The organism is Glutamicibacter sp. NPDC127525 (assembly GCF_042672105.1).
Lineage (GTDB): Bacteria > Actinomycetota > Actinomycetes > Actinomycetales > Micrococcaceae > Glutamicibacter.
This window is the reverse complement of record NZ_JBHXVN010000001.1, coordinates 1,051,436-1,064,083: the sequence shown is the minus strand read 5'-3', so window position 1 is coordinate 1,064,083 and position 12,648 is coordinate 1,051,436. Positions and strand designations below refer to the sequence as shown.

General features: G+C 62.1%; 11 protein-coding genes, 3 tRNA genes and 1 riboswitch. Of the genes, 10 read left to right on the top strand and 4 right to left on the bottom strand.

From position 1 onward, the window contains the following. Positions 1-23: 23 nt before the first annotated feature. Positions 24-1,181 (top strand): cystathionine gamma-synthase, encoded by a 1,158-nt coding sequence (locus tag ACFVHU_RS04995; protein ID WP_388022777.1) that lies wholly within the window; start codon positions 24-26, stop codon positions 1,179-1,181. Between the two features lie 88 nt (positions 1,182-1,269). Here ACFVHU_RS04995 and ACFVHU_RS04990 read toward each other — a convergent pair whose 3' ends face one another. After that, on the bottom strand, positions 1,270-1,686 hold the full coding sequence (locus ACFVHU_RS04990; RefSeq protein WP_133833604.1) for a hypothetical protein: 417 nt from the start codon (positions 1,684-1,686) through the stop codon (positions 1,270-1,272). A 308-nt stretch (positions 1,687-1,994) separates the two neighbouring features. On the opposite strand from ACFVHU_RS04990, the gene ACFVHU_RS04985 reads away from it, so the two are divergent. Next, on the top strand, positions 1,995-3,914 hold the full coding sequence (locus ACFVHU_RS04985; protein WP_388022972.1) for a DEAD/DEAH box helicase: 1,920 nt from the start codon (positions 1,995-1,997) through the stop codon (positions 3,912-3,914). A 92-nt stretch (positions 3,915-4,006) separates the two neighbouring features. On the opposite strand, the gene thiC is transcribed toward ACFVHU_RS04985, so the two are convergent. Together thiC and ACFVHU_RS04975 are read right to left on the bottom strand one after the other, a co-directional pair. Further along, on the bottom strand, positions 4,007-5,749 hold the full coding sequence (gene thiC / locus ACFVHU_RS04980) for a phosphomethylpyrimidine synthase ThiC (RefSeq protein ID WP_332594905.1): 1,743 nt from the start codon (positions 5,747-5,749) through the stop codon (positions 4,007-4,009). Then, positions 5,746-5,853: riboswitch (TPP riboswitch) on the bottom strand. It overlaps the preceding gene by 4 nt. Positions 5,854-6,126: 273 nt before the next feature. Beyond that, positions 6,127-6,198: transfer RNA gene (locus tag ACFVHU_RS04975), tRNA-Thr, on the bottom strand. 533 nt (positions 6,199-6,731) lie between these two features. Between ACFVHU_RS04975 and ACFVHU_RS04970 the strand changes: the two genes are divergently transcribed. Both ACFVHU_RS04970 and ACFVHU_RS04965 read left to right on the top strand, forming a co-directional pair. Further along, positions 6,732-6,803 (top strand) — tRNA-Thr (locus ACFVHU_RS04970). A 47-nt stretch (positions 6,804-6,850) separates the two neighbouring features. After that, positions 6,851-6,927: transfer RNA gene (locus ACFVHU_RS04965), tRNA-Met, on the top strand. Between the two features lie 82 nt (positions 6,928-7,009). On the opposite strand, the gene ACFVHU_RS04960 is transcribed toward ACFVHU_RS04965, so the two are convergent. Next, positions 7,010-7,786: a GTP pyrophosphokinase family protein gene (locus tag ACFVHU_RS04960; protein ID WP_286134123.1), complete on the bottom strand. Its 777-nt coding sequence runs from the start codon at positions 7,784-7,786 to the stop codon at positions 7,010-7,012. Positions 7,787-8,027: 241 nt separating this feature from the next. Here ACFVHU_RS04960 and ACFVHU_RS04955 point away from each other — a divergent pair, with 241 nt between their 5' ends. The 6 genes from ACFVHU_RS04955 (at position 8,028) to ACFVHU_RS04930 (ending at position 12,639) form a co-directional block, all read left to right on the top strand. Next, a complete protein-coding gene (locus ACFVHU_RS04955; RefSeq protein ID WP_332727213.1) occupies positions 8,028-8,969 on the top strand; it encodes a DUF2797 domain-containing protein in 942 nt (313 codons plus the stop codon). 87 nt (positions 8,970-9,056) lie between these two features. After that, complete coding sequence (locus ACFVHU_RS04950) at positions 9,057-9,332, top strand: hypothetical protein (RefSeq protein ID WP_105656889.1); 276 nt, start codon at positions 9,057-9,059, stop codon at positions 9,330-9,332. A 101-nt stretch (positions 9,333-9,433) separates the two neighbouring features. Further along, a complete protein-coding gene (locus tag ACFVHU_RS04945) occupies positions 9,434-9,880 on the top strand; it encodes a MaoC family dehydratase N-terminal domain-containing protein (protein WP_105656888.1) in 447 nt (148 codons plus the stop codon). A gap of 2 nt (positions 9,881-9,882) precedes the next feature. Next, positions 9,883-10,323 carry a MaoC family dehydratase gene (locus ACFVHU_RS04940; protein ID WP_332498258.1) on the top strand — a complete coding sequence of 147 codons (441 nt, stop codon included), beginning with the start codon at positions 9,883-9,885 and terminating at the stop codon, positions 10,321-10,323. A 2-nt stretch (positions 10,324-10,325) separates the two neighbouring features. After that, positions 10,326-11,525, top strand: coding sequence for an MFS transporter (locus ACFVHU_RS04935; RefSeq protein WP_105656886.1), 1,200 nt, complete (start codon positions 10,326-10,328; stop codon positions 11,523-11,525). Between the two features lie 52 nt (positions 11,526-11,577). Beyond that, entirely contained in the window at positions 11,578-12,639 is a 1,062-nt protein-coding gene (locus tag ACFVHU_RS04930; protein ID WP_133833608.1) for a UDP-N-acetylmuramate dehydrogenase, read from the top strand. Positions 12,640-12,648 lie beyond the last annotated feature (9 nt).

Below are 12,648 nucleotides of genomic sequence, written 5' to 3'. Positions count from 1 at the left end.
AACACCTCAAAGGATTGATATCGATGACTGAAAACCACCAGGGAGCAAACACCCGCTTTGTCCATGCGGGCCAGGAATTCGAACCGGTCACCGGCGCGGTAGTTCCGCCGCTGCACTTCTCCTCGACCTACGCGCAGGACGGCATTGGCGGCCTGCGCAACGGCTACGAGTACGGCCGCGGCACCAACCCGACCCGCGACGCGCTGCAGGCGCAGCTGGCCGGCGCAGAATTCGGCACCCACGCCTTCTCCTTCGGCTCCGGCCTGGCCGCCGAGGACTCGCTGATCCGTGCGATCCTGCGTCCGGGCGATCACATTGTGCTGGGCAACGACGCCTACGGTGGAACCTTCCGCCTGATTGACCGCGTGCTGGGCGACTGGGGCATCGGCAACACCCCGGTGAACATGGCTGACGAAGCAGCCCTGGCTGCCGCTATCGAAAAGAACAAGGCCAAGCTGGTGTGGGTTGAAACCCCTTCGAACCCGATGATGACCATCACCGACATCGCCAAGGTCGCTGAAATCGCCCATGCTGCCGGCGCATTGCTGGTCGTGGACAACACCTTCGCCAGCCCATTCCTGCAGCAGCCGCTGACCCTGGGTGCTGACATCGTGGTCCACTCGACCACCAAGTACATCGGCGGCCACTCCGATGTGGTGGGCGGTGCGGTGATCGTCAAGGATGCGCAGCTGGCAGAAAAGATCGGCTTCATCCAGTTCGCTGTGGGTGCCGTCTCGGGCCCGATGGACGCCTTCTTGACCACCCGCGGCCTGAAGACCCTGGGCGTTCGCATGCGCGCCCACTCGGAGAACGCCGCACAGGTTGCCGGGTGGCTGCGTGAGCGCAGCGAAGTCGAGCGCGTGCTCTACCCGGGCTTCGAAGACCACCCGGGCCACGAGATTGCCAAGAAGCAGATGTCAGGCTTCGGCGGCATGGTGTCCGTCCAGTTCACCGGCGGAGAATCGGCGGCCCGCAAGATTGCCGAGAGCACCAAGCTATTCACCTTGGCAGAATCCCTGGGCGGCATCGAATCGCTGATGAACTACCCGTCGGAGATGACCCACGCTTCGGTGAAGGGTACCGAGCTGGCGGTTCCGGTGAACCTGTTGCGCCTGTCCGTTGGCATCGAGGACCCTGCGGATTTGATTGAAGACCTGGAGAAGGCCTTCGCCAACCTGTGAGAACCAAGCGCAAAGGACCTGGGTTCCGCTGCCCGCAAAGGGCAACGGAACCCAGGTCCTTGGTGCTTTGAACGAAGTTCCGGGTCGGCTACCGGCGGCGCTTGGCCGGTTTGGGGTCGACGATCTTGAAATACCTGTTGCTCGCTGGCATCCACATCAAGGCCACGCTGAACATGATGATGGCCGCCAGCAGCGAATAGCGGCCGAATCGCAGCAACAGCGGCAGCGCGGTAATCAGGCCCAACCAGGACAGCTGGGCGCGCGCGGCCCGATCTCCGGTGAATAAGCGGTAACCCAGCACACAGCAGGCAAGGCCGGCAGCGGCGAAAAAGATCATCAGCGCAATGGCTCCGAAATCCAGCGCGGAATCCTGGATATGCTCGTAAGCCAGGAAGCCTCCGAAGCCGAGAAAAAGCACTCCGGCTAGGAGCCATAGCATTTGGGCGATGAACAATCCGCCTGGGGTGGGCTCATCTGGACGTCGCGGAAAAAGTGGTTTCTTCACGTTCTCAACCCTACGTGCTTCGGTGCGGTGCCCGATCTCACACGCTCTCGACACTGACAATAGTGGCCTGTTCAAGCTAGCATTAAGTGTTCGCGAACATCAGGGTATCCCTCTCGCATCCAGCCCAATTTTTGAGGCCGGAGCCTTCTCGTGTTGTATTTTCCGCAAAGTGTGTGCGGGTCTTTATGTCATAGGGGAGCGCTTGATGAGCGTGACTTGTATCTGACTGTGCAGCCTATACGTCGTTTCTTTGGGGACGGCCAAGGCCTATCCCCTAACGAATGAGGTAATTCTTCGTGTCTTCTGACATGCCCGTAAACACCGACGACAACCAGACCCCGGAAGAGCCAACCGTGCTCTTCTCCGAACTTGGCCTGGATGCCCGCGTGCTTGCATCGCTTGCCGACCTTGGCTACGAAAAGCCATCGCCAATCCAGGCAGCGACCATTCCACTGCTTCTCGAAGGCCGCGACGTTGTCGGCCTGGCCCAGACCGGTACCGGCAAGACCGCTGCTTTCGCGCTTCCTGCCCTGTCCCGCATGGCAGAGCTGGCTGACACCAATGGTCCAGCCAAGACCCCGCAGATCCTGGTTCTGGCTCCAACCCGCGAGCTGGCCCTCCAGGTCGCCGAAGCCTTCACTTCCTACGCCAAGTACCTGCCGAACTTCACCGTTCTGCCAGTGTACGGCGGCTCGCCATACGGCCCGCAGCTCAACGGCTTGCGCCGTGGCGCCCAGGTAGTCGTTGGTACCCCAGGTCGCGTTATCGACCACATCAACAAGGGTTCCTTGGACCTGTCGAACCTGCAGTACGTTGTCCTTGATGAGGCCGACGAAATGCTGCGCATGGGCTTCGCCGAGGAGGTCGACAAGATCTTGGAAGCTACCCCAGAGGACAAGCAGGTTGCCCTGTTCTCGGCAACCATGCCACGCACCATCCGCCGCATCGCTTCGGAATACCTGCGCAACCCGCAGGAAGTTGCCGTGAAGTCCAAGCAGTCCACCGGCACCAACATCACCCAGCGCTACCTGCAGGTCATGGGCGCCCACAAGCTGGACGCCATGACCCGCATCCTGGAATCCGAGTCGTTCGAAGGCGTTATCACCTTCGTCCGCACCAAGATGGCTACCGAGGACCTGGCCGACAAGCTGAAGGCCCGCGGCTTCACCGCGGCTGCCATCAACGGCGACATCCCTCAGCAGCAGCGTGAGCGCACCGTTGAGAACCTGCGCTCGGGCAAGATCGACATCCTGGTTGCTACCGACGTGGCAGCTCGTGGCTTGGACGTTGAGCGCATTTCGCACGTTATCAACTTCGACATCCCGCATGACACCGAGTCCTACGTGCACCGCATTGGCCGTACCGGCCGTGCCGGCCGCTCGGGCGACGCGATCCTGTTCATGACCCCGCGCGAGAAGTACTTGCTGCGTGCCATCGAGAAGGCTACCCGCCAGCCGGTGACCCAGATGCAGCTGCCTTCGCTGGATTCGGTCAACGACCGTCGTATCCAGAAGTTCACCGATCGCATCGACAAGACCATCAGCGGCCAGGACTTGACCACCTTCCGCGAAATCGTGGAGAAGTTCGCTTCCGAGCACGAAGACCTGGACCAGCTGGAAATCGCAGCTGCACTGGCTCTGATGGCCCAGGGCGGCCGCCCGCTGCTGATGACCGAACCAGTCATGTCCCCTTCGAAGAAGGCGCGCATGGATCGCCCAGAGCGCGGCGAGCGTGGCGACCGCGGTGACCGTGGCGATCGCGGTCCACGTGCCCGCAAGACCGCTGCCGAGGGCAACGCCATGTACCGTCTGGCCGTTGGCCGCCGCAACCGCGTGCAGCCGGGCTCGATCGTTGGCGCACTGGCCAACGAGGGTGGCTTCGATTCTTCGGAAATCGGCGGCATCGAGATCCGTTCGGACCACACCCTGGTCGAGTTGCCAGCAGAGCTGAGCAAGGACCAGTGGCGTGCACTGTCCAAGACCCGCATCGGCGGCGAGGCCATCGAGCTTGAGCTCGACAATGGCCGCAGCCCACGTCGCGACGACGAAGGCGACCGCGGTGGCTTCCGTGGCGGCCGTGGTGGCGGCTTCGGCGGCGGACGCAGCGGCGGCCGTGGCGGTTTCGGTGGCGGACGCAGTGGCGGACGTGGCGGTTTCGGCGGCGGCGGACGCGGCGGCAAGGATCGCTTCAGCGATTCGGGCCGCAGCGGTGGACGTCGCGACTACTAAGCCAGTCGCACGCAGCTGAACAGCATTGAATAACGCCCTTGGGGCAAGCCGAAAGCTTGCCCCAAGGGCGTTTTTCGTGCGCCGCAGGCTATTTACGGAGCAGGAGTTCCCACCGGGATCCCGTCCCCGAGATAGACCGTGCCGCCGCTTTCCAGGAACTGCCTGCTTTTCTGCGCCATCCCGGCCAATGCGGCCTGCGCCTCGGCCGAGCCGTACTCGTCGCGGATATCCTGGGAGATGCGCATGGAGCAGAACTTCGGCCCGCACATGGAGCAGAAGTGGGCGGTCTTGGCCGGCTCGGCCGGCAAGGTCTCATCATGGAATTCCTGTGCGGTGACCGGGTCAAGGGACAACGCGAACTGGTCATTCCAGCGGAATTCGAAGCGCGCCTTGCTCAGCGCATCATCCCGCGCTGTGGCACCCGGGTGGCCCTTGGCCAGATCGGCGGCGTGCGCAGCGATCTTGTAGGTGATCACCCCGGTCTTCACATCATCCCGGTTGGGCAGTCCCAGATGCTCCTTGGGGGTGACGTAGCAGAGCATCGCGGTCCCGTACCGTGCGATCTCCGTGGCGCCAATGGCGCTGGTGATGTGGTCGTAGCCCGGGGCGATGTCGGTGACCAGCGGGCCCAGGGTATAGAACGGCGCCCCGTCGCACAGCTGCTGCTGGCGTTCCACATTCTCGCGCACCAGATGGAACGGGATATGCCCCGGGCCTTCGACCATCACCTGCACATCGTACTTCCAGGCGCGCTTGGTCAGCTCGGCCAGGGTGTCCAGCTCGGCGAACTGGGCGGCGTCGTTCGCATCTGCGATGGAGCCCGGGCGCAGCCCGTCGCCCAGCGAGAAGGCCACGTCGTACTGCGCGAAGATCTCGCACAGCTGATCGAAGTGGGTGTACAGGAAATTCTCCTGGTGGTGCGCCAAGCACCAGCCGGCCATGATGGACCCGCCACGCGAGACCATGCCGGTGACCCGGTTGGCGGTCAGCGGGATGTAGCGCAGCAGCACCCCGGCGTGGATGGTCATGTAGTCCACGCCCTGCTCGCACTGCTCAATGACGGTGTCGCGGAAGATCTCCCAGGTCAGTTCGTTGGCTTCGCCGTTGACCTTCTCCAACGCCTGGTAGATCGGCACGGTGCCGATGGGGACCGGGGAGTTGCGGATGATCCACTCGCGGGTGGTGTGGATGTCATCTCCGGTGGACAGGTCCATTACCGTGTCCGCGCCCCATTTGGCCGCCCACTGGAGCTTGGAGACTTCTTCTGCGATGGAGCTGGTCACCGCCGAGTTGCCGATATTCGCATTGATCTTGACCAGGAACGCCTTGCCGATGATCATCGGCTCGGATTCCGGGTGGTTGATGTTCGCCGGGATGATGGCTCGCCCGGCCGCGAGCTCGCTGCGCACCAGCTCGACATCGCATTCCTCGCGCAGGGCCACATAGCGCATTTCCGGGGTGATGATCCCGGCACGCGCATAGTGCATCTGCGTCACGCGGGCTCCGCCAACGGCCCGCAGTGGCGGGGCTGAGCGTCCGGCCCATTCCGCGCTGGCCGTGCCGCGGCGGACCGCTGAGCGTCCGTCGTCGTGCAGGTTGCGTTCGCGGCCTGCATAGGTTTCCACGTCCCCGCGTTCCAGGATCCACCGCTCGCGGAAGGGTTGCAGGCCTTGGGTGGGCTCGCTTCCCGGTCCGCTGGTGCGATATACCGCCAGCGGCTCGTTGGGCTGTCCATTGGGGGAGTCTGCCAATTGGATCTGCGTGACGGGAACAGAAATTCCCGCAGATTCACGGTAGGCAAGGGTGTGGGCAGGGTGCTGTTCAATTTGTTCCACTGGGGAAACTCACTTCCTTCGCCGGCATTACCCGGACAGGTTCAACGGTCGCGGACGGCGATAGCCCGATCTCAGCCCTTGCCAGGGCACCCGTGTGGTCGCGAACAACTTAGCACGCTTGCGAGGAGAAAACGCAAACCCAGTGGTCAGGGCCTGACATCAAGGAAGTGGGAAGGGCCGGCTGTGGCGGGCCAGGATGCTTTTCATTGGCCGGAGACTCTTGCCGGGGGCACCTGGAATCCGGGGCGCAAGACGCGGCCGATAGCCGGTGCTGCAGCTTGGGGTGCGCCTTGGGCCATGCTCGCAGTGGCTACACGGCATCTGCGGGATAAACGAAAAGAGAGGCAATCTGGAACCAGATTGCCTCTCTTATTTCGAGCCCCCTGCCGGAATCGATCCGGCGACCTCGTTCTTACCAAGAACGCGCTCTACCACTGAGCTAAGGGGGCAACAGGTAAATACTTTACACAGGTTTTTGAGGTTTGCAAAATCCGTCGGGAATTTGTTGCTGAGGTCACAATATTCCTACTCAAGACCGGAATGGGCGGCAAAGAGCTGTTGCCTTCCTGGCGGTTTCCAGCACCCCGGTTCACGGCCCGGGATCCAGCTGCCGGGCACCGGAGCCGTGCCTGGGCGCCTAGGTGGATCGGGTGTTGCCCAAGTGCCGCTCGGTCAGGGGTTCTGGAGTGGGAAAGGGTGTCAGCGTTCCGAAGTTCCAAGCGGGGTAATTCGATGCTTGGCCACCGGGGATGATCCGCGGGATTCTATCCTGCGCGTCATGGCAAATCCGCGATTGACCGCGAGGAGCACTCTCGTGAGCATCGTCACCAGGGCACTTTTTGTCCCACCCTTCGTCCCCGGGGTAGCGAGTAAGAGGATAAATAGTCATTGACTAGTGGTTTTACAGAATTCTCCGGGTCTTTTCCGGGGTGATCCGCCGATTTTTCTTTGCCGGGAAATCCGTGTAGAGTATTTACTCGTTGCCCCCTTAGCTCAGTGGTAGAGCGCGTTCTTGGTAAGAACGAGGTCGCCGGATCGATTCCGGCAGGGGGCTCTGAGTGAGAAGCATTCTTGGCTTCTACTGGATTGCTTCTCACTTGTGGCGGCGTAGCTCAGCTGGTTAGAGCGCACGACTCATAATCGTGAGGTCCCGGGATCGAGTCCCGGCGCCGCTACCAAATCAAAGATCCTCGGCCTCGGCCGAGGATCTTTTTTGGTTTCCGGCCCCGAAGCAGCATTGTCCTTCGAGGGCATGAACGGCTAGTGATCCAAGTCCTTCTCCTGGTTCCCGTCCTTGGCTTGCTGAGCCAGCGACAGCAGCCCCTGGATCGCTGTCGTATCGAAATCCGCCTCTTGGCTCGGTGCCTGATTGGCATCATGGCCGTGGACTTCGGTATGCAAGCGCTGCATCTGCATGTCGAGTTTCGTCGCCATGGCCGCCGCGTCGGCAAGCTCTTGCACTAGATGTTCTGGAACTTCGCCCTCGTACTTGTAGAAGATCTTATGTTCCAGGCTTGCCCAGAAATCCTGGGCAATGGTACGGATCTGCAGCTCCACCACGACATCGACCGGGCCATCGGATAAGTAGACCGGGATCTGCACGATCGCATGGACACTTTTATAGCCGTTGGGCTTCGGGTTCTTGATGTAGTCCTTGATTTGGAGGACCTTCAGGTCATTCTGCGAGGTTAGCGTGTTCAGAACCTTGTAGATGTCCTTGACGAAACTGCAGGTAATGCGCACGCCGGCAATGTCGCTGATGTTCTCGCGAATGGCAGGCAGGGACGGGGAGATGTTCCGGCGGGAGACCTTGCGCATGATGCTCTCCGGAGTTTTCACCCGGGAAGTGACGTGCTCAATTGGATTGTAATTGTGCAAATACAAGAACTCTTCACGCAAGATCGAGACCTTGGTCAGCACCTCGTCCACCGCAAACTGGTACTCCATCATGAAACGCTGGAAATCATGGCGGAAAGCCTGCGTCAATCGCTGCAGCTCGGCCGGCGAAGGGGCGGTCTCGGCAGCTGCGATGGCCACTGCACGAGTCTTGTCATCAAATGGGACAGAAATCCTGGATCACCTCAGCAGATTATGGCCCGGCCCGCGGTACGGTTCCGGTGCAGTTCCAGCCTAAGGGCTTCTCCTAGGAATTAGGCCAGAACGAATCGGGAATTCGTCCAGCAAACTTTCGGGCTGCAGGCGCCGGCCAACCTGCCTTGCAGGAGCTAGCCATGTCCGGTGAACTATCGTTGAAGAGGTAACTTCGAGGAAGGCATCGATGGAATTCGCCAGCGACCACCGGCAGCTCTGCCACGGCATCAGCTTCTCAGAGCATGAACGCGCCCCCATGCTCCGGCTTAGGCAAGCGGAAAAATGGAGCACCGAATATCTGGAAGCCAACCGTTCCCTAAGCTTGCGCATCGGCGAACTGAAATTCTGCCTGGGCTACATCACGATGAACAGCGATGGCTCTCGCAACACCTTGCCTTGCCCGAAGAACAAAGCGCTGCGTACCGGAACCCAGTGCGAACGCTGCCGCCGGCTGGATCATTCGAAGTTCATGCATCATTTCCACAAGACCGGCGAAGCCCCGGAAGGCATGCGCAAGTACCTGGAGCAGCCGCACTTCTTGTATGTCGCAAGCTTCGCCCATGGGGCGACCAAAGTCGGTACCACCTCAACCCAGAGCAAATGGACTCGCTTGGCGCAGCAGGGAGCGGTCATTGCCCGCTATATTGCCCGCGCCGCTGATGGAGCCGCTATTCGAGTGCTCGAAGACCTTGTCACTGAACACGTGGGCCTGAGCCAGCAAGTCCGGCAGAAGTCCAAGATCAAGGGACTGGCCAGCTGGGAACTGGACTACGCCCAGCTGGACCAGATCAACTCCGAAGCGGCAAGCCGGGCCCGGTCCTTCCTTGGCGCCCAGCGGGGCTTGGAAACCTACGGCGTGCAGCTGCGCGACGAGCTGTGGGAACAACCGGCCTTCGCCCGCCCGGTAGTAGACGCCTGGGATACCCATGCGCTGCATGCCTGGAATACCGCGCTGGGCGGGAACACCGTGAATCTGCGCATCCGCGGCGTGCTGGGGCAAAGCATCCTCGCAGACAGCGGCGAAGGCACCACCGTGCGCCTGCTGGATGCCGCCGAGCTGAAGACCCGCGAGGTCGCCATCGTGGAGAACTGCGCAGATTTCAGGGAAGAGCAATCCGCCCTGTTCTGAATCAGGCCCAGCGTTGTCGGGGGAGTCACGGGGAAATGCCCCGGCCACAATGAGCGGACACAGCCGGAGCTGAACTAGACTTGAACCATGACCAACACTCCTTGGGAATCAGCCTCACCACGCTATAAGAAGCTCGTCTTCGCTGCCATGGGCATCATGGGCGCAGGCATCATCTTGGCCATCATCGGCGCCAACATTCCATCGCTGCCAACGGTCTACACAGCAATCGGCATCATGGTCATCGGCATGCTCTGCCACATCGCCGGACTGGTTGTCCGCGCCAGGGATGCGCGCCAGTGGCGCATTGCCAATGGCCTGGCGGCCCCTCGAGCCAAGAAGCGCCCGGCGGACGGGCAGGACTAGGGCTCCGCAAGAATTCCACCGTGTGACCGCTTGGCTGCGCCCGGGTCCCGTATCCGGCGGCAGCCTCGCCTGGCCACTTCCAACAACGTTCAGGAGAATCCATGGGCATCAACCCCGACCTGGTAGGGCGCATCTACCCTGCCGGCGAGTCCTACCAGGTAGGCCGCGAAAAGATCCGCGAATTCGCCAAGGCCACCAAGGCCGCCAACCAGGCGCACTACGATGTGCAGGCCGCTCGCGAGCTGGGCTATAGCGATGTCGTTGCCCCTCCGACCTTCGCGATCATCATCGCCCAGCGCGCTGACGCGCAGCTGATTGCCGACCCGGCCAGCGGCATCGACTTCTCCCGCGTGGTGCACGCCGACCAGCGCTTCACCCATCACCGTCCAATCGTTGCCGGCGATGAACTGCTTGCCGAGCTCTACGTGGACCAGGTCCGTGAAATGGGTGCCGGTGCCATGATCACCACCCGCGCGGAAATAACCACCGTGGCCGGCGAGAAGATCGCAACCACCGTTTCATCGCTACTGGTACGAGCTGAGGACTAAGCATGATTGAATTCGAAAGCCTCGAAAAGGGCCAGGTCATTGGCTCGCACACGGTGCAGGTCAACCGCGCGGACCTCGTCCGCTATGCAGGTGCCTCGGGCGACTTCAACCCGATTCACTGGAATGAGCGCTTCGCCAAGGAAGTGGAACTGCCATCGGTGATCGCCCACGGCATGTTCACCATGGGATCGGTCATCGACCTGGTCTCCCAGTGGGTCGGCAACCCGGGAGCCATCATCGACTACCAGACCCGCTTCACCAAGCCGGTAGTCGTCGAAGATCCCAAAGGAACCAACCCGGCGAATCACGAAGGTACCACCATTTCGGTGGAGGGCAAGGTCGGCGCCTTGGACTCCGAAGCCCGCACCGCACGCATCGATTTGGCAGTCTCGGCCCATGACAGCAAGGTACTGCTCAAGTGCCAAGCCGTGGTGCAGCTCTAGGCATGCAACTTCCCGGTGAAGCGCAGAGGCCTGTAACCCAGTGGCGCAACGCGCTGATGGCCGCCTACCTGGCCAGCGGCCTGCTGATCTCGGCCCTGGTTTCGCGCTTGCCCGCAGTGCGTGATGCCCTGCAGCTGGACCACGCCAGCGTTGGACTGCTGCTGCTGTGCATGAGTGCAGGATCCTTCCTGTCCGTCTCGGTCTCAGGACAACTGGTTCTGCGCCTTGGGGCCACCCGCGTCATGCGCATCGCCGCGACAATAGCCGGCTGTTCACTCATTCTTGTAGGCGTGGGCGCAGGAATCTTTGGCAGCGCCCTGATCTGCGGCATCTTCCTCTTCGCCCAGGGCCTGGGGACCGCATCATGGAATGTCGCCTCCAATGTCCAAGGCGCGGCCATGGAACGCGCCTTGGGCAAGAGCATCATGCCCGCCCTGCACGGTTTCTTCTCCATCGGCACCGTGATCGGTGCCGGCGCTGGTGCGCTAGGTGCCCGACTGCAGATCCCGTTGCAGTACCACTACGGCTTCATGGGCCTGGTTATCGTCTTCACCGTGCTCTACAGTGCCCGATTCTACGGAGAAGACTACAGCCGGACCCCGCGCACCAGCAGCGGGACCTCGCTGAAGAAGGCCTGGACCGAACCGCAGACCGTCCTCTTGGGCGTTCTGGTTCTGGGCATGGCCCTGGCTGAAGGCGCAGCCGGCGACTGGGTGGCCATGGCACTGGTGGATGGATACCACACGAAGGAAGGCGTGGGAGCCATCGGCTACGGCGTCTTCGTTACCGCCATGACCCTGACCCGGCTGCTGTCCGGCGATCTGATCTTGCGCCTGGGCCGCGTCGTCATGATCCGGGCCAGCGCCATCAGCGCCCTGGTCGGGGTACTGCTCTTCGCCTTTGGCAACAACCTGCCGCTGGCCTTCGTGGCCTTGGCCATCTGGGGCATGGGCGTGGCCCTGACCTTCCCGCTGGCCATGAGCGCGGCATCGGATGATCCTGTTCATGCCGCGACCCGCGTCTCGGTAGTGTCCACCATCGGCTACGGCGCCTTCCTCGGTGGCCCGCCGCTTTTGGGACTGCTGGCTGAAGTCATCGGCCTGCTCCCTGCTTTGGGTTCCATTTCCATCCTGGTGGTCGTGGCCTTCTGCTTGTCCTCCAATGCCGCCGGAAACCGTACCGGCGGCGCAGGCAAAGCGTAGAACGCCGGCCGGCCGCACCTATTCGTTCCCATACGGAAAGTAAACTGAAGCAATGCTGAAGAATCTGACCACGACCCACGTTGGTGGGCCAGCCCAGCAATTGGTGACCGCTACCAGCGAAGCTGAACTGGCTCAAGCCGTTGCGGCAGCAGACACCGCAGGGCACGACGTTCTGCTCATTGGCGGGGGTTCCAACCTGGTGATCTCCGACGAGGGGTACCCGGGCGTCGCAGTACAGATCGCCACCCGCGGACTGCACCTGGACGAGCAGCCTAATGGCAAGGTGCTGCTGCGCGCTGCCGCCGGCGAGAACTGGGACACGACCGTTGAATACAGCCTGGCTGAGGGCCTGAGCGGACTGGAAGCGCTCTCGGGCATCCCCGGGTGCACCGGTGCCACTCCGGTGCAGAACGTCGGGGCCTACGGGGCAGACATTTCCCAGACCCTGGCGTGGGTGCGTGCCTACGACCGCCAGAGCAACCAGGTACTCAAGCTGGATAACTCCGAGCTTGGTTTCGCCTACCGCGATTCGGTCATCAAGCGCACGAGCACCAACGGATCCCCACGCTACGTGGTCCTGGAAGTGGCCTTCCTGCTGACCCGTGAAAATGAATCGGCTCCTATCCGCTATGCAGAGCTGGCCCGCCGGCTCGGAGTCGAAGCTGGCGAACGCGCCGACGCACTCGAAGTGCGCCAGACCGTTCTGGACTTGCGTCGTTCCAAGGGCATGGTCTTTGATGCCAGGGATGCCGACTCGCACTCCACGGGTTCCTTCTTCACCAACCCCATCGTTGAATCCAGCGTCATGGGCAAGCTTCCCGAGAACGCTCCGAGCTACCCGGCGGAACAAGCTGGCTTCCTCAAGCTGTCCGCCGCGTGGCTCATCGACCAGGCCGGTTTCGGCAAGGGCTACGGCTTGGAGGGGACCGAGGGGTTCGCGCTCGCTGGCGGCCGAGCGTCCCTGTCCACCAAGCACACACTGGCCATCACCAACCGCGGGGAAGCCACCGCCCAGGACATTGTGGCCATTGCGCGGGCAGTTCGCGCCGGCGTGCAGCAGCGTTTTGGCATTGAACTGGTCAATGAGCCGCTGCTGATCGGCCTAGCTCTCTAAGCGAGCAGC

Coding starts and splice junctions, on each gene's coding strand:
- ACFVHU_RS04985 (WP_388022972.1), top strand. CDS start 1,995: ATGCCCGTAAACACCGACGACAACCAGACCCCGGAAGAGCCAACCGTG.
- ACFVHU_RS04940 (WP_332498258.1), top strand. CDS start 9,883: ATGATTGAATTCGAAAGCCTCGAAAAGGGCCAGGTCATTGGCTCGCAC.
- ACFVHU_RS04930 (WP_133833608.1), top strand. CDS start 11,578: ATGCTGAAGAATCTGACCACGACCCACGTTGGTGGGCCAGCCCAGCAA.
- ACFVHU_RS04935 (WP_105656886.1), top strand. CDS start 10,326: ATGCAACTTCCCGGTGAAGCGCAGAGGCCTGTAACCCAGTGGCGCAAC.
- ACFVHU_RS04995 (WP_388022777.1), top strand. CDS start 24: ATGACTGAAAACCACCAGGGAGCAAACACCCGCTTTGTCCATGCGGGC.
- ACFVHU_RS04945 (WP_105656888.1), top strand. CDS start 9,434: ATGGGCATCAACCCCGACCTGGTAGGGCGCATCTACCCTGCCGGCGAG.
- ACFVHU_RS04950 (WP_105656889.1), top strand. CDS start 9,057: ATGACCAACACTCCTTGGGAATCAGCCTCACCACGCTATAAGAAGCTC.
- ACFVHU_RS04955 (WP_332727213.1), top strand. CDS start 8,028: ATGGAATTCGCCAGCGACCACCGGCAGCTCTGCCACGGCATCAGCTTC.